This window comes from Gelidibacter sp. (assembly GCF_035577925.1).
In the GTDB taxonomy this organism is placed as follows: domain Bacteria; phylum Bacteroidota; class Bacteroidia; order Flavobacteriales; family Flavobacteriaceae; genus Gelidibacter.
Genome location: NZ_DATJCY010000394.1, coordinates 1 through 17,095, shown reverse-complemented (window position 1 = coordinate 17,095; position 17,095 = coordinate 1). Strand labels below are relative to the sequence as shown.

General features: G+C 35.3%; 16 protein-coding genes and 1 pseudogene. 10 read left to right on the top strand and 7 right to left on the bottom strand.

Going from position 1 to position 17,095, the window contains the following annotated elements:
• Positions 1 to 141: 141 nt before the first annotated feature.
• A complete protein-coding gene (locus tag VNJ50_RS14820) occupies positions 142 to 1,071 on the bottom strand; it encodes a lytic transglycosylase domain-containing protein (protein WP_325583070.1) in 930 nt (309 codons plus the stop codon).
• 43 nt (positions 1,072 to 1,114) lie between these two features.
• A complete protein-coding gene (locus VNJ50_RS14815; protein ID WP_325583069.1) occupies positions 1,115 to 1,783 on the bottom strand; it encodes an alpha/beta hydrolase in 669 nt (222 codons plus the stop codon).
• A 207-nt stretch (positions 1,784 to 1,990) separates the two neighbouring features.
• Between VNJ50_RS14815 and VNJ50_RS14810 the strand changes: the two genes are divergently transcribed.
• Positions 1,991 to 2,287: an N-acetyltransferase gene (locus tag VNJ50_RS14810; protein ID WP_325583068.1), complete on the top strand. Its 297-nt coding sequence runs from the start codon at positions 1,991 to 1,993 to the stop codon at positions 2,285 to 2,287.
• 38 nt (positions 2,288 to 2,325) lie between these two features.
• Here VNJ50_RS14810 and VNJ50_RS14805 read toward each other — a convergent pair whose 3' ends face one another.
• The 4 genes from VNJ50_RS14805 to VNJ50_RS14790 form a co-directional block, all read right to left on the bottom strand.
• Entirely contained in the window at positions 2,326 to 2,832 is a 507-nt protein-coding gene (locus VNJ50_RS14805; protein ID WP_325583067.1) for a hypothetical protein, read from the bottom strand.
• Positions 2,833 to 2,954: 122 nt separating this feature from the next.
• On the bottom strand, positions 2,955 to 4,280 hold the full coding sequence (gene mtaB, locus VNJ50_RS14800) for a tRNA (N(6)-L-threonylcarbamoyladenosine(37)-C(2))-methylthiotransferase MtaB (RefSeq protein WP_325583066.1): 1,326 nt from the start codon (positions 4,278 to 4,280) through the stop codon (positions 2,955 to 2,957).
• Positions 4,281 to 4,534: 254 nt separating this feature from the next.
• Positions 4,535 to 5,710, bottom strand: a complete 1,176-nt coding sequence (locus VNJ50_RS14795; protein WP_325583065.1) for a GlmU family protein — start codon at positions 5,708 to 5,710, stop codon at positions 4,535 to 4,537.
• A gap of 226 nt (positions 5,711 to 5,936) precedes the next feature.
• Complete coding sequence (locus VNJ50_RS14790; RefSeq protein WP_325583064.1) at positions 5,937 to 6,188, bottom strand: type B 50S ribosomal protein L31; 252 nt, start codon at positions 6,186 to 6,188, stop codon at positions 5,937 to 5,939.
• Between the two features lie 263 nt (positions 6,189 to 6,451).
• Between VNJ50_RS14790 and VNJ50_RS14785 the strand changes: the two genes are divergently transcribed.
• The 7 genes from VNJ50_RS14785 to VNJ50_RS14755 all read left to right on the top strand — a co-directional run bounded on the left by VNJ50_RS14785 (position 6,452) and on the right by VNJ50_RS14755 (position 13,441).
• Entirely contained in the window at positions 6,452 to 6,967 is a 516-nt protein-coding gene (locus VNJ50_RS14785) for a DUF4199 domain-containing protein (RefSeq protein ID WP_325583063.1), read from the top strand.
• Positions 6,968 to 7,022: 55 nt separating this feature from the next.
• On the top strand, positions 7,023 to 7,970 hold the full coding sequence (locus tag VNJ50_RS14780) for a glycosyltransferase family 2 protein (protein WP_325583062.1): 948 nt from the start codon (positions 7,023 to 7,025) through the stop codon (positions 7,968 to 7,970).
• A 79-nt stretch (positions 7,971 to 8,049) separates the two neighbouring features.
• The gene (locus tag VNJ50_RS14775) at positions 8,050 to 9,777 is read left to right on the top strand and encodes a phospho-sugar mutase (RefSeq protein WP_325583061.1); all 1,728 of its coding nucleotides are present in this window, start codon (positions 8,050 to 8,052) and stop codon (positions 9,775 to 9,777) included.
• Complete coding sequence (locus VNJ50_RS14770; protein ID WP_325583060.1) at positions 9,778 to 11,604, top strand: ABC transporter ATP-binding protein; 1,827 nt, start codon at positions 9,778 to 9,780, stop codon at positions 11,602 to 11,604.
• A gap of 302 nt (positions 11,605 to 11,906) precedes the next feature.
• Entirely contained in the window at positions 11,907 to 12,449 is a 543-nt protein-coding gene (locus tag VNJ50_RS14765) for an RNA polymerase sigma factor (protein WP_325583059.1), read from the top strand.
• A gap of 33 nt (positions 12,450 to 12,482) precedes the next feature.
• A complete protein-coding gene (locus VNJ50_RS14760; RefSeq protein ID WP_325583058.1) occupies positions 12,483 to 12,998 on the top strand; it encodes a hypothetical protein in 516 nt (171 codons plus the stop codon).
• Positions 12,995 to 13,441 (top strand): sensor of ECF-type sigma factor, encoded by a 447-nt coding sequence (locus tag VNJ50_RS14755; RefSeq protein ID WP_325583057.1) that lies wholly within the window; start codon positions 12,995 to 12,997, stop codon positions 13,439 to 13,441. The genes VNJ50_RS14760 and VNJ50_RS14755 overlap by 4 nt, the downstream gene beginning before the upstream one ends.
• A 93-nt stretch (positions 13,442 to 13,534) precedes the next feature.
• Here VNJ50_RS14755 and VNJ50_RS14750 read toward each other — a convergent pair whose 3' ends face one another.
• Entirely contained in the window at positions 13,535 to 14,581 is a 1,047-nt protein-coding gene (locus VNJ50_RS14750) for an oxidoreductase (protein WP_325583056.1), read from the bottom strand.
• Positions 14,582 to 14,729: 148 nt separating this feature from the next.
• Here VNJ50_RS14750 and VNJ50_RS14745 point away from each other — a divergent pair, with 148 nt between their 5' ends.
• Both VNJ50_RS14745 and VNJ50_RS14740 read left to right on the top strand, forming a co-directional pair.
• A complete protein-coding gene (locus tag VNJ50_RS14745) occupies positions 14,730 to 15,941 on the top strand; it encodes an RsmB/NOP family class I SAM-dependent RNA methyltransferase (RefSeq protein WP_325583055.1) in 1,212 nt (403 codons plus the stop codon).
• 155 nt (positions 15,942 to 16,096) lie between these two features.
• Positions 16,097 to 17,095: pseudogene (locus tag VNJ50_RS14740) on the top strand (phosphoribosylformylglycinamidine synthase); the annotation flags it as partial.

Here is a 17,095-nt window from a genome sequence, read left to right as displayed (position 1 = left end):
CATAAAAAAACATAGATTTTCTACTTCTATTTATAACTTATTTATTGACTTATTTGCTTTAAAAAGTTAAAAAAAAAACCAAAATGACAATCAATTATTATCATTTTGGTTCTTCGTTTAATATCGTTTAATTGCGAAATGTTATGGAGCTGGATAATATCCTTTTTCAGGAATTTCGATAATATATTTTTTACCCGATTTATTATTCAACTTTGTTTCTCTTAACCACGGATTATGGATTTTAAGGATTTTATAATTGATGCCATATTCTTGGGCAAAGGTTGTGAAATTAGGGATTTCCTTATCCACAACCACATTAAATGTGGGAATATTAGAATACAGATCAAGTTCATCAAAATTGAATCCATAAGTTTTAGGATTGTTCATAATCTCTTTCAAAGCAACGATTCTAAACATATAACGCCCTGTTTCTTCACCTAGCAGCAAATCATAATAATCTGCAACATTCTGTTCTTTTAAGCGCCTGGATATTCCTGCATTTCCAGCATTATAAGCGGCAGCCGCCAAAGTCCACGAACCTAAACTCTTTTTGGATTGCAACAAATACTTGCAAGCTATTTCAGTCGATTTTTCTAAATGGTAACGCTCATCCACATTGTCATTTACTTCGAGTCCATTCTCCCGTGCCGTTGCAGGCATAATTTGCCAAACTCCTCTTGCACCCGCTGGTGAAACAGCATTGGTCAATCCGCTTTCTATTACTGCTAGATACTTAAAATCATCCGGAATACCATGTTTTTTCAAGATAGGCTCAATAACCGGGAAGTACTTTTGAGCGCGTTTAAACATCAAAAGTCCGTTAGATTGCCAATAGGTATTTACTAATAGCTCCCGGTCCATACGCTCATAAACATCGGGGTCTGACAAAGGCATTGCTTCACCGGCAAAATTAAGGTCGTCAGGGATTTTTACCGCATAAATATTATAATCATTGATCATTTTTTGTTCAGGTTGCACATCTCTATCCAGAGGCGCCTGAACCGCAAAAACAAATAAACCCGAAATACTAACAAGACCAACAATGGCCAGTAAATTCTTAATAATCTTCATTTTCAATCTTTTTTATAAATGTAAAAAAATAATTCAACAGTAATCAATTTGTACCTAAAATTAGTTCTGGAAGGTGTTTGTTAAACCATCTATATTTGGTAACAATCATGATATGCGTTCCTCCCTTTACAATAATACAATTTCCACCACAAGATTGTGTGAAAACGGCATCCTTGTCGCCATGAATATAAATAGCGTCTTTAATAGCTTCTTCCTGATGCCAAAGCAACATTTCGCGAATTGACCAATCCAAATATTGTTTATCATTTACGGCAAGATACGTTTTATACAAATCAATCCGCTTGGAAATTGCCGCATTAAAAGCATACTTTTTTAGAACGTCCAAATTAGAAAGCAATTGTGTTGGAACAAACTTATAAGCTCTTATAAATTTAGCTATTTTCATACGTTTGGGAAGCTCATGACGAGATTTAATGCTGCTCACCACAATGAGTTTTCGCACCGTCATATACCTACTCATTTCTTGGACCAAAACTCCACCAAACGACACTCCCAAAAGAACAGGATTTTTATGTTCAATCTTAGCAATCATCCGCTTGGCATAGCTTTCCAAAGTCTCGTCAACCTCTGGAATCATCCATTCCAACCAGTAAATCTTAAATTGATCTTCAGGCAGTTTTATCCGATCAAAAATGGTGGGTTTGGCAGCCATTCCAGGCATCAGATAAACCGGAATAATTTCGTTCTCCATATGTTGATTCAAAGCGAAGCCTAATCTTAATAATTAATAAAACATATCAAATAAATATCACAAAAATCGCCTAAATATTTACTTATTAAGGATTTAACAATCTATATAGCGCATGTTAAGGCAAATTTTCGTAAATTTGTCGAGCAAAGCTATATAAAAATAGCGATCACACACTTCTCACCATTAAATAAAATTAAAGATATTATTATGATTGATGCAGCAGAACTAGTTGACAATGATTTCTTACGTCAATTCGAACTTAAAGTCCAAGACGATTTGGCCAAAATTGAATATTCACTTCAGGATAGAAAAATTTTTCTTACCAAATTATGTATTCCCGAATGTATTACTTCTGAAAAATTTGAATCTGATTTTTTAACATTAGTTTTTGAAAATATCTCTGAGCGCAACATTAGTGTGGTTCCAACAAGTCCAGAAATAGCTCGATTTATAAGAAAAAACAGAAAGTATAAAAAAATGCTTCCTGTTGGAATCCGCATTTAAGTACAAATTAGCAAACGCTTTAGGTACTTTTAACTTTTTTATTTCTTTGAATATACTAAAGTAAGATCTTTATTATCAATAATCTCTGTAAGTGCCTCGTTATAAATTTTAATAGCATTGGCATAAACAAGCGTTAATTCCCTGGCTGTAAAGACACCTTTAGCACCGTTGAGCTCTATATTTTTATCATCAATTTGAAGATATTCCGTAGAAAAACCAATAATTCCTTCGGCACAAATCTCATCGATAATATAATTATTAGATAGATCGTCTTTTAAACGAATTGTAATTTTAGGACTAAAGGTATCCTCAGAAGTCACATTTCCAAGATGATCAAAAGTTAAGGTTTCATTGACCTTGCAGGTGGTTTTTTCTAAAAAATTCAGATTTGTAGTCACTTTGTTTTCAATTTCAAACGGAATATCAACCGTCCATGACACCAACTCCCAAGTACCAACAATAGGGTTTTTATTGTTATTGTCAGAACAACCAAAACTAATAATAAAACAAGCGGTGATAAAAAGCAGGCGGAATATAATCTTCATTGAAATGGTCGTTAGAAAAGGGACACGACCAAAACTATCGATATGAGATGATTTTCTAAAAAAAACAGGACAAATTACCTAAAACATAGATAAAAATCACTTGGTTTATTTTTGAACCTAATTTATATAGAAAAAACTGGAACAAACTCAAACCGAACAATGCCGTCATCTCCTATTTTAGTGAGTTCAATTTGATGTAAAGTATTGGCAAGCTCAGGATTCCAAGGTGCTTTTACCTTAACATAATTTTCAGTAAACCCATGGATATAACCTTCTTTATTTTCATTTTCGAACAAAACAGTACGCGTACTTCCCAATTGGCTTTCGTAAAATGCACGACGTTTTTTAACGGATAGACCGCGCAGCATTTTACTGCGTTTTGCTCTGACATTTTTAGATACAACACCTTCCATTGTTGCAGCTTCAGTATTTTCACGTTCAGAATACGTAAATACGTGCAAATAGGAAATATCGAGCATATTTAAAAAATTGTAAGTATCTAAAAAATGGGCATCGGTCTCGCCAGGAAAACCTACAATAACGTCCACACCTATACAAGCATGTGGCATGACTTCTCTGATTTTAGCAACTCGATCCACATAGAGTTCTCTCATGTAACGACGCTTCATTTTTTTAAGAATATCATTGCTCCCACTCTGCAATGGAATATGAAAATGAGGCACAAAAGTCCTTGATTTTGCAACCAAGTCGATAGTTTCATTTTTTAATAAGTTGGGTTCGATAGACGAAATACGCAAACGCTCAATCCCCTCTACTTGATCTAATTCTTTTACCAAATCTAGAAAGGTATGTTCGTGTTTTTTATTACCAAACTCACCTTTTCCATAATCACCGATATTTACACCGGTCAGAACAATTTCCTTAATATTTTGTGCGGCAATTTCTCTAGCATTCTGAATCACGTTTTTCATCGTATCACTTCGTGAAATACCACGTGCCAACGGAATCGTGCAATAGGTACATTTATAATCACAGCCATCCTGGACCTTCAAAAAAGCACGTGTTCTATCGCCAAGCGAATAACTTCCAACATAAAAATCGGCTTCTTCAATCTCACAGGAATGCACCTCTCCCATATCATTTTTTGAGAGATCATTCAGATAATCGGTAATCTTAAATTTTTCGGTAGCACCAAGAACCAAATCTACCCCATTGACATCGGCCAATTCTTGCGGCTTCAATTGGGCATAACATCCAATGGCCGCAACAAACGCATTGGGATTAATTTTCTGTGCCTGCTTGACGATTGATTTAAAGCGCTTGTCAGCATTTTCTGTAACCGAACAAGTATTGATCACATAAATGTCTGCCATTTCATCAAAATCTACACGATCAAAACCTTCATTTTCAAAAGATCTGGCAATCGTTGAAGTTTCTGAAAAATTCAGTTTGCACCCCAAGGTATAAAACGCTACTTTTTTTCTCATAATACCATCTTGATATCTTAAAAACAAAAGGCTTTACGTGTTAAAAAAAGCCTGTTTTAAGAATGACTTGTGAATATATTTTCTGCTGGATTGGTAAGTGCAAAGTTACACAAATGTTTGAAAATAATACGAATGTAGAAAGGGCGTTTATTTTCAATTCTGCAATAACACTAGAACTGGTTTAAACTTAGTTAAATCAAAAAACATCTAATTTGAAAGCCTATGAAAAACAAACTATTTAACCCTTAATCCAATCAATCTCTTCTGAATTTTCTCGAAAGTTCAAATACGTGTTCTAAAATAGCCTTATCCTCATCGGTCAGTTGCAATTGACGTCTTGCCATAACTACCTCCGCCGCTTCAAAGGCTTTTTTAGTAAGATATGTTGTCATTCCTGCAGCACCTCCCCAGCTAAAACTTGGAATAAATGTACGAGGAAAACCACTGCCAAAAATATTGGCGCTCACACCAACAACAGTCGCCGTGTTAAACATGGTATTGATACCACATTTACTATGATCGCCCATCATGATGCCACAGAACTGCAAACCGGTTCTAGCAAAACTTTCGGTTTTATAATCCCAAAGCCTGATTTCGGCATAATTATTCTTAAGGTTGGAGCAATTGGTATCCGCTCCCATATTACACCATTCACCAATTACGGCATTTCCCAAAAAACCATCATGGCTTTTATTGCTATGCGCAAAAAGTACCACATTTTTAACCTCTCCGCCAATGTTACAATAAGGACCAATAGTGGTTGGACCATACACTTTAGCACCCATTCTAACAGAAGAATGTTCGCAAATAGCAAAAGGACCTCTTATTAAGGCACCTTCCATAATAACAACATCCTTACCTATATATATAGGCCCCAAATCGGCATTAAGCGTTGCAAATTCCATGGTAACACCTTCTTCCAAAAACACATTGTGCACTCCCAGTATATTGTTGGTTGATGAAATAGGTTGTGAAACCCGACCTTTAGTCAATAGGTCAAAATCTTCCTGAATGGCTTCTCCATTTTTAGAGAAAATATCCCAAGTGTGCTCCACATTAATAACCTGACCATCAAATTCAATGGCTTCAAAAGTGCCAAAATCAATATCTTCTTGAGTGTCATTGGCAAAAAAAGCAATAACATCCTCGTCTTTAAAAACAGCTTGGTTTTCTTTCAAATCGCGTACCAACTCCACCAATTCCTCATTGGGAAGATAAGAGGCATTGATCATAATGTTTTCTGGCATTTCGACCATTGGGTACTTTTCGGACAAATAATCCTCGGTAATGGTGGTTATGGTCGATCCTAAGTGCATTTCCCATTTTTCGCGAATGGTCAAAATTCCTATTCTAATATCAGCAACCGGTCTTGTATATGTAAAAGGTAAAAGATTATCCCGAAATGGGCCATCAAAAAGAATGTAGTTCATGTAGTGTATAAGTAGTTGGTTCAGTATTGAGGAAACAGGCATTAAAAACCGATGAATTTCTATTTTTATAAAAAAAGCATAAAATCATAAACTGATAGAAAACAACGGCTTAACAAAAACTATTTCGATTGCATAAAATTTTAAAGGGTCAAAAATAGGATATTTATACAAAACAAAAAAGCCTGTAGAAAATTTCCACAGGCTTTTACTATGTATTATAGCTAAATTACTTTTGGAACTTAGCGTATTTACTTTTAAACTTATCAATACGACCAGCAGTATCTATCAACTTAGACTTACCTGTATAGAATGGATGAGATGTTCTTGAAATCTCCATCTTAATAAGTGGGTACTCCACACCATCAACATCAATAGTTTCATTTGTATTAGCCGTAGATTTAGCTAAAAACACGTCTTCATTTGACATGTCCTTAAATGCTACAAGTCTATAATTTTCTGGATGTATGCCTTTTTTCATCTCTAAATACTTTAATATCGTTCAATTTTTGGAAGTGCAAATTTAAGTATTTTTTACTAATGTGCAATACATTTAGTTTAAATTTTCACTTTCGTCAACATATTGATTTTAATGATACAACTTATAAACAAAAAAAACGTCGAACCAAAACAAGATTCACGTTCTTATTATAGAGGAGATTCCCAATTTTCGTAAAAATAAATTGTAACGTTTTTCTATATTTGCTTACTAACCTTTCAACAGAACTAATTAAACCAATTATTATGGAAACAGAAAAACTTTCTCCCGGTAAATTTGCAGTTAACTATGGTGTCATTTTAGGCCTTGTTATTGTCGTCATTACCGTAATTACCTATGTAACAGGATTAGCCTTAAAAGGCGCACAATGGCCAACAGCAATTTACTATGTCATTTTTCCAATTGTCATCTTTTATGCGATTTCTCAATACAAAAAACGTAATGGAAATCTTTTAACTTTAAGTGATGCCCTTAAAGTTGGTGTTTTGATTGGTGTAATCAGTGCCATTGTTTTTTCGGTGTACTCTTTGATTTTTAATTATGTGATCGATCCAGATTTTATGAATCAGATAAAAGATATTGCAAGAGATAATATGCTTGAACAAAATCCTGATATGACCGAAGAAATGGTAGCCCAAGCCATGAAATTTGTAGAAATGTTTATGAACCCTGCCATAGCCAGTGCGTTCTGGATTGCTATGAGTGCGTTTTTTGCCCTTATATATTCTCTTATTGCTGGGTTGGTCATGAAAAAAGAATAAAACTGTTATAAAGTAATTTGATTACTTTTGAACATTATATTTTGAAACTACTTAAATGAACATATCAGTAGTCATACCACTACTCAACGAAAAGGAATCGTTAACAGAATTACATGATTGGATTGCTAAAGTTATGCAGTCCAATCATTTTTCTTATGAAATTATTTTTATTGATGATGGCAGTACCGATGGTTCATGGAACGTGATTGAGCACTTGTCCCAAAAGGACAGCAATGTTAAAGGCATTCGTTTTTTTAGGAATTTCGGAAAATCACAAGCACTTCATGCCGGATTTGAAAAAGCAAAAGGAGATGTAGTAATTACTATGGATGCCGATTTGCAGGACAATCCCGAAGAAATCCCTGAACTTTATAACATGATCACCAAAGATCATTACGATCTGGTTTCTGGTTGGAAGAAAAAACGTTACGATTCCGTCATTTCAAAAAACCTGCCTTCCAAGCTTTTTAATTGGGCTGCACGAAAGACTTCTGGTGTAAAACTGAACGATTTTAACTGCGGACTCAAGGCCTATAACATTAATGTGGTTAAAAACATTGATGTAAATGGCGAAATGCACCGCTACATTCCAGTACTGGCCAAAAACGCAGGATTTTCAAATATCGGCGAAAAAGTGGTACTGCATCAAGCGCGAAAATATGGAAATACCAAATTTGGAATGGACCGATTTATCCATGGTTTTCTTGATTTGTTGACCATTTGGTTCATTTCGCGTTTCGGAAAACAACCCATGCATCTTTTTGGTGCGATGGGCGTTATCATGCTCATGATTGGATTTGGCTTCACACTTTATCTAGGTATTGACAAACTCTTTCTAAATACTTATGGACGACTCATTACAGATCGTCCACAATTCTATATTGCTTTAGCTACTATGGTTATCGGTACACAATTTTTTATTGCCGGCTTTTTGGGCGAAATAATTTTACGCAGCAAAGATGACAAAAAGCGCTATCTCATTAATGAAGAGCTAAACTTTTAATTCCTTAAATTCATAGTCCATTATCAATTAACATTTGCTTAATTGATTATTTTTGTAAGATCACTAAAAATACTCCTCCATGATTTACATAGATCCAAAAATTTTAGAACGTATAAATTCTTGGTTAACTCCAACTTTTGATGAAGAAACCCAAAACGAAATCAAGGAAAGCATTGCCTTTCATCCCAAAGAAATCCAAGAAGGTTTCTATAAGGATTTAGAATTTGGAACTGGGGGCATGCGTGGCGTTATGGGTGTTGGAACCAATCGAATCAATAAATACACCTTGGGCAGAAACACCCAAGGTTTGAGCAACTATTTACACGAACAATTCCCAAACGAAACTCCCAAAGTAGTCATCGCTTACGATTGTAGGCATAATAGTAAAACCTTGGCAAAAGTCGTGGCCGATGTGTTTTCAGCAAACGATATTCAAGTATATTTATTTGAAGACTTGCGAACTACACCGCAACTTTCCTTTGCCGTCAAACATTTAAACTGCCACTGTGGCATTGTGTTGACTGCTTCGCACAATCCACCAGAATACAATGGCTATAAAGTGTATTGGCAAGATGGTGGTCAATTGGTTCCGCCGCATGATGCAGCTGTAATTGATGAAATTGGTCGTCTGGATTATTCTGAAATTAAATTTAAACCCAAAGACAGCCTTATCAAAATTATAGGAAAAGAGGTTGATGATGCTTTTATTAATGCTTCCATAAAAAACGGAAATTTTACTGATCAGAAATCAAAAGACAATTTATCCATTGTATTCACGTCGCTTCATGGCACTTCTATCACAACGGTTCCTGAAACACTGAAACGCGCAGGCTATAAAAATGTTCATATTGTTAAAGAACAAGAAATTCCAAATGGGGATTTCCCAACTGTAAAATCTCCAAATCCTGAGGAGCCGGAAGCTTTAAAAATGGCCTTGGAACTTGCCGATAAAGTAAATGCGGATATTGTTATCGGTACCGATCCAGATTGCGACCGATTAGGTGTTGCTGTGCGGGATTTGGAGGGTAAATTAACCTTGCTCAATGGTAACCAAACCATGTTGGTCATGACCGATTTCCTTTTAAAACAATGGAAAAAACAAGGTAAACTTCAAGGAAAGGAATTTGTAGGATCGACTATCGTTTCTACACCAATGGTACAAAAACTGGTAAATTCTTATGGCGTACAGTATAAAGAAGGATTAACAGGATTTAAATGGATTGCCAAAATGATCAGAGATTTCCCTGAACTCAACTTTATTGGCGGAGGCGAGGAAAGTTTTGGTTTTATGGTTGGCGATTTTGTACGTGATAAAGATGCCGTGACCTCAACCCTTCTGGCATGCGAAATTGCTACAAAAGCCAAGGCCGACGGAAAAACCTTTTACGAAACCTTATTAGAACTTTACGTTTCACATGGGTTATATAAAGAACATCTTATCGCATTGACCAAAAAAGGAATGGAAGGCGCCCAAGAGATTAACCAAATGATGATTGATGCCAGACAAAACCCGCTTAAAGAAATAAATGGTTCAAAAGTGATACGAATTGAAGATTATGAACTTTCGATGGCAAAAAACTTCATCACTGGCAAAGAGGAAATTATTGATGTTCCAAAATCGAATGTCATTATTTATTTCACCGAAGATGGCAGTAAAGTAGCTTTAAGACCGAGTGGAACAGAACCTAAAATAAAATTTTATATGAGCGTTAATGCACCTTTAGCATCCAAAGACGCTTATGCATCAGTAGAAGCAAAATTGATGGAAAAAATTAACGCTATTGTCAAAGACATGAATCTTAACTAAATGGAATATTTAAAAAAGTTTTACCGGTTTATTATTCCGTATAAAAAATATGCTTACCTCAACATTTTTTTCAACATTCTTTATGCGTTTTTTAGCACGCTATCGTTTCTGGCTTTAATACCTATTTTTAAGGTCATTTTTAGTGATCAACGTGTTGTTGTTGCGAAACCTACTTTTGAAGGCTTAGGAAATATCAAAAGTTTTGTTGAGGATTCACTCAACTTTTTTGTAGTGGACAAAATTGAGAGTTACGGCGATTTCAAAGTACTCATGTTCATGGTTGGACTAATTATTAGCATATTCATGCTAAAAAATCTCTTCAATTATCTCGCCATGTATTACATCACATTTTTGAGAAATGGTGTTTTGAAAGATATCAGAAATGTAATGTTCAATAAAATAGTATCGCTTCCGCTTGCATTTTATTCTGAAAAATCAAAAGGAGATACCATCTCAAGAGTGAGCAGTGATGTGGACGAAGTCAAAAACTCCTTCTTGTCGGTTTTAGAAATGGTTGTCAGAGAACCACTGACTATTTTATTTTCCTTGATTTCAATGTTGATACTGAGTGCCAAATTAACGCTGTTTGTATTTATTTTTATTCCAATTTCAGGGTTTATCATTTCAAAAGTAGGAAAATCACTCAAAAAAGGTTCTTTAAAAGTTCAGCGTGAACAAGGTATTTTCCTGTCAATTCTTGAAGAAACCATGACCGGTCTACGTATTATCAAGGCTTTTAACGTTGAAAAGGTGTTTGCCAAAAAATTCGAAGATTCAAATGAACGCTATTACAAGTATGCCAATTCACTACTCAATCGTCAAAATTTGGCTTCACCAATTAGCGAGTTTTTAGGTATTATCGTCATTGGCATCCTATTGGTTTATGGAGGTTATCTGGTATTTATCGACAACTCTATGGATCCTAGTTTTTTTATCGGCTATATCACATTAGCATACAACATTTTAACTCCTGCAAAGGATATTGCCAAAGCCAGTTATGGCGTTAAAAAAGGAAATGGCGCGGCACAACGTATTTTGGAGTTTTTGGAATCTGAAAACACCATTTCAGAAATTGAAAATCCTATTATAAAAGAGTCGTTTGATTCTAATATAGCAATCAATAATATCTCATTTAAATATGAAGACGATTTGGTGCTTAAAAATTTCAGTATTAATGTTCCGAAAGGAAAAACCGTGGCATTGGTTGGACAATCCGGAAGTGGGAAAAGTACCATTGCGAATTTGATCACCAGATTTTACGATGTTAATGAAGGCTCTATTACGATTGACGGTATTGATATTAAAAACTTAAAAATCGCTTCACTACGCGGAATGCTGGGTGTGGTATCACAAGATTCCATTTTGTTTAACGATACCATCAGTAATAATATTAAAATAGGAAAGCAGAATGCCACCGATGAGGAAGTCATCAACGCATTAAAAATTGCAAATGCCTGGGAATTTGTCAAAGATCTCCCAATGGGTATTGATTCTAATATTGGTGATTCTGGGAATAAATTATCTGGAGGTCAAAAACAACGTTTAAGTATTGCCAGAGCTGTTCTAAAAAATCCGCCAATAATGATTTTGGATGAAGCCACTTCTGCTTTAGATACAGAAAGCGAACGCTTGGTGCAATCGGCATTAGAAAACATGATGCGCAACAGGACGTCAATTGTCATTGCCCACCGATTATCAACCATTCAGAATGCCGACGAAATTATCGTCATGCAAAAGGGTGAAATTGTTGAACAAGGCAAACACAATGAACTTATCGAAAAAAATGGCGTCTATAAAATGCTTGTAGATATGCAGAGTTTTGAATAAACACCCAATTATGAATATCTTAAAAACAAGAAAAGGATGCCACTACCAATGCGCATCCTTTTCTTTTATACCGTCAATGTAATAGGGCACACTGACTATCATAGTAGGTTAAGTTTGGCGTAAAAGTATTACTTTAAATATTACTGTGCAACAAAAATATGTAATTCACCGATTTATTTTGCCTTTAAACGATTATTTACCATTTAACATACTGAGAGTCAATCTCATTATTTTAACAAGTTTTTACCAATTACTCGATTAAACTTTTTATATCTTCAAACGGTCTTATAAAAAATACTTTAGTGCATAACGACGACGACCTTATTTTAAGATTAACATCAGAGCAAACAAAAGATTCGGCTTTTAAGGAATTACTTTCTTTATACAAAGAGCGCTTGTACTGGCATGTTCGTAAAATTGTAATCTCGCATGATGATGCCGACGACGTATTACAGGAAACCTTTATCAAAATCTACAGAAATATTCATAACTTTAAGGGTGAAAGCAAACTGTTTTCATGGATGTACCGTATTGCCACCAATGAGGCGCTGACACATCTTAAAAAAAATGCGAACTTAAAAAACAATAGCAGTCCAGAATTACATGAACATACTATAAACAACCTTCAAGCCGATGTATATTTTGAAGGAAACGAAATTCAGTTAAAACTACAAAAAGCCATCGCTACGTTGCCCGAAAAACAAAAACTAGTGTTTAACATGCGCTATTTTGACGATATAAAATATTCCGATATGTCCGAAATTTTAGATACCAGCGAAGGTGCTTTAAAAGCCACATATCATATTGCAGTAAAAAAAGTTGAAGAGTATTTAACCACCCATTAAACCTTTTGCAAAATAAAAAGTCATAGTAATATCATGAAAAAAAGTCACTTACATAATATTAAAAATTCGGGGTTTAAAACTCCCGATGGATATTTTGATGCTTTTGACGAACGATTACTTAAAAAATTGAACGTTAAAAAGGAAATGGCTTCAATTTCTGATTCGGGTTTCAAAGTTCCAGATAACTATTTTGAAACTTTTGATGATAAACTCCAAGCACGTCTTAAAAATGAAAATTCTTCAACTAAAGTCATCAAATTAAACCCATGGCGAAAAGTTGCTTATCTTTCTGGTGTTGCCGCATCCATCGCATTGCTATTAACTTTTTTATTGAATTCAAAAGGTCAATTAACCATAAATCAGATTGAAACCGCATCTATTGAAAACTACTTAATAGACCAAAACTTGAACGCTTATGACATTGCATCCTTTTTAAACGAGGAGGATTTGATAGTAGATAATTTTGTATCCAGTTCCCTTACGGAAGAATCTTTAGAAAACTATCTTATTAATAATACTTCTATCGAAGATTTAATCATTGGAAAATGAAAAAAATAGCTATTATATTATTTATAAGTTTGTTATCATGGTCGTCATTTTCGCAACACCATGAAAAACGTGAAAAAATAAAAGCACTCAAAGTCGCATTTATTACCGAGCGATTAGCATTAACAGAAACCGAAGCTCAAAAATTTTGGCCTATTTACAATGCTTATGAAAGCAAAAAAGATATGCACAGACGTACGAGCTACAACAAGCAACAGCAAATTTCGGAAGATATGAGCGAAGCCAATGCTAAGATCTTATTGAATGACCTTATTACCTTAGAAAAAGACCGTCAAAACACACGTATAGAATACAACCAAAATTTATTAAAAGTGCTACCTGCCAAAAAAATCATCAAGTTGAGAATAGCAGAAGACGAGTTTAACATAAAAATGCTGGAAGAGTATAAAAAACGGCAAAAAGATCCAACACATAAAAACCCTTAGAATCACGTAACTAAAAAAATAAACCCTAAATTCTAATATTGGAATTTAGGGTTTTTTATTGATTTTCATGAAGCAAGAAATCAATGTTTTAACTTATTTAAATGTAATTTTTGCAATTCTACCCTGCCCTGCTGCATAAGCCACATTTTCATTTAAAAAGCGAATGGTATGAAAACCTTCATCACTTAAATGCTGCCACGTATCTCCAGAATCGATCGAATAATCTATCCCTTGGATTCCAACGGCCACAAGTGCCTTGCCATCACTATTTGGCACATATTGCACGCAACTTCTATAACCAGGTTCCGCACCATCGCTAACTAATTGCCAAGTTTTTCCACCGTCAGCAGTACGCATCTTATTAGCCTTTGTATCATCAGGTTTTGTATAATCACCACCAATTGCAAAGCCTTTATTTTCATCATAAAAATCAATGGAATACGTTCCTGTGGTTCCTTCGCCATTAATCATGGGCGTATCAAAAACCTGCCATGACATTCCTTTATCCTCAGAAAATAAAATCCGGCTTGTTTTTCCACCAGTAGCAATCCACGTACGATTTCCTACAATGGCAATATTGGTATTGCTCGCGGCAAAAGCAGCTTCGCCTTCCTTGATTTTGGGCAACTTATCACAAGGCACTTTATTCCAAGTTTCGCCACCATCACGAGTAATAATAACGCTCATACAATCGTCGGTGGGATCACCCATGGCAATGCCTTCTTGGGCGTTCCAAAAAGTCATCGCATCATAAAATGCTTTTTCGTGATCTTCCTTATAAACCACTTCCATCGTTCCATACTCTCCAGTTTTAAATAATAAAGCTGGACTTGCCACACTCAACATAAAAAAATCATTAAGCGTTCTTGCTACAGCTCTGAACTCCAAATTTAAACTGTCATAGTCTTGTTTTCCCGTAATCCACTGTTCGGTTTGCGGATTATATAATCCGAAGGCACCTTCATTGGCAGCAAATGCAATACTTTTATCAGATGCGATATCTATCGCCCTAATACTTAAAGCGCTATTACTATAAATTTCTTCAATTTCTACAGAAGTAATTTTAGTTTTTACAGGTTTCTCATCTTCTTTACACGACAAAAATGCAGTAATCAAAAATAAACAGGTCCAAATTCTCATCTTCATATTTTTTTTTGGAAAGATACTTGATTTCCTTTTAAAAAATCAAAATAATCACGCGTTCATCGCTTTTTAACGTAACTTTGCAGTCGCAATTTTTATAACAAATTGCAGTCGTCATAAACGACAAACTCCTAAAACGTAAAAAATGAGATTACACAGAAATCTATGTTTTGCAGTTATTGATGGATTAATGCTCATTTTTAATGAAGATCAATACGCTGATAAAGTCATTCAACAACTTTTAAAACGCGACAAACGTTGGGGTGCGCGCGACCGTGCTTTTGTAGCCGAAACTACTTACGATATTGTACGATGGAAACGACTTTATGCCGAAATAGCTGAAGTTAAAGAACCTTTTACCAGAGATAATATTTGGAGAATGTTTGCTGTTTGGGCCACTTTAAAAGGTATTAAACTGCCGGATTGGACATATTTTGAAAGTACGCCAACCCGAAAAATAAAAGGGAAATTTGACGAGCTCTCTAAAATCAGAAAGTTCAAAGAATCTATTCCCGATTGGTTGGATGAACTTGGAGAGAAGGAACTGGGCACAGACGTATGGACCAAAGAAATAGCAGCTTTAAATGAGCAGGCCGATGTGATTTTAAGGGTCAATACCTTAAAAACAACCAAAGAAGCTTTGCAAGCCGTATTGTTTGACCAAGATATTGAAACCGATTTTTTACCCAACTATCCTGATGCCTTAAAGCTAAAAGAGCGTGCTAATGTTTTTCAAACCGATGCTTTTAAAGACGGTCATTTTGAAGTCCAAGATGCGTCTTCACAACTGGTTGCCAAGTTTTTGAATGTCGAACCTGGCATGCGCGTTGTAGATGCGTGCGCTGGTGCCGGTGGAAAAGCATTGCATATTGCTGCCTTAATGCAAAACAAAGGTCAAGTCATTGCGATGGATATTTACGAAAACAAACTTCACGAACTCAAACGAAGAGCCAAACGTAACGGCGTTTTTAATGTTGAAATACGACCGATAGAATCGACCAAAGTTATCAAAAAACTGTATGACAAAGCCGATCGTGTGCTAATTGATGCGCCATGTTCAGGATTGGGTGTCCTCCGACGAAATCCTGATGCGAAATGGAAATTACAGCCTGAGTTTATTGATAAGATCAAAATCACACAGCAGGAAATTCTTCAACAATATTCAAGAATGGTAAAACCTGGCGGACAATTGGTTTATGCCACCTGCTCTATTTTGCCATCTGAAAACCAAAATCAGGTAAAAGCATTTTTAGATTCGGAAAACGGAAAAGATTTTACGTTTGTAAAAGAAGAAAAAGTATTGTCTCATAAATCTGGTTTTGACGGGTTTTATATGGCGCTTTTACAGAAAAAATAGTCTTAAGGGAAAAGAGATTACATATTTTAAAAGCAACTTATCTAAGTTGCTTTTTTTTATGATTTATTATGAATAAATGCCCTTAAAAAAGACTAATTTTGCACTTTGAAAACACAAACTGTCAGCACAAACGTTCTGGCATAAACTAAGACATAATGATTCATTTCTTCGGAAACCAAAACAGCAAGGTATTTGCTGTTCAAGCAACAAAAGAATTTTCAACAGAAACCATCAATAAATTGGTATGGTTATTCGGCAACCAACCTAAAATAGAACAAGCATCCCTCGATGCTTTTTTTGTTGGTCCGCGCGCAGCTATGATTACACCTTGGAGTACGAATGCGGTTGAAATCACCCAGAATATGGGCATTTCAGACATTATCCGTATTGAAGAATTTGAGGCTGTAACTCAAGATTTCAAGGATTATGATCCGATGATTTCTGAAAAATATAAAGGTATCGATCAAGAAGTTTTCAATATTGACATTCAACCGGAAGCCATTCAAGATATTGAGGATATTTCAGCATATAACCAAAAAGAAGGTTTGGCACTGAATGATGAGGAAATAGAATATCTGGAAGGTGTTTCAGCAAATATTGGTAGAAAACTGACAGATTCTGAAGTTTTTGGATTCTCGCAAGTCAATAGTGAACACTGTCGCCATAAAATATTTAATGGCACATTTGTTATTGACGGTGAAGAAAAGGAAAAATCATTATTTAAAATGATTCGCGATACTTCCAGTCAAAATCCAAACAGCATTGTTTCGGCTTACAAAGATAACGTGGCTTTTATAAAAGGTCCGGTTGTTGAGCAATTTGCTCCAAAAACAGCCGATAAACCTGATTTTTATCAAACTAAAGATTTTGAATCGGTCATTTCACTAAAGGCTGAAACTCATAATTTCCCAACCACGGTTGAACCATTTAACGGTGCCGCAACCGGATCTGGTGGTGAAATCAGGGATCGATTGGCCGGTGGAAAAGGTTCTTTGCCATTGGCAGGAACAGCGGTTTATATGACCTCATATTCCCGATTGGAAGAAAACCGTCCATGGGAACAAAAAATGGAAGCGCGTCCGTGGTTGTACCAAACACCAATGGATATTTTGATAAAAGCAAGTAATGGTGCCTCTGATTTTGGAAACAAATTT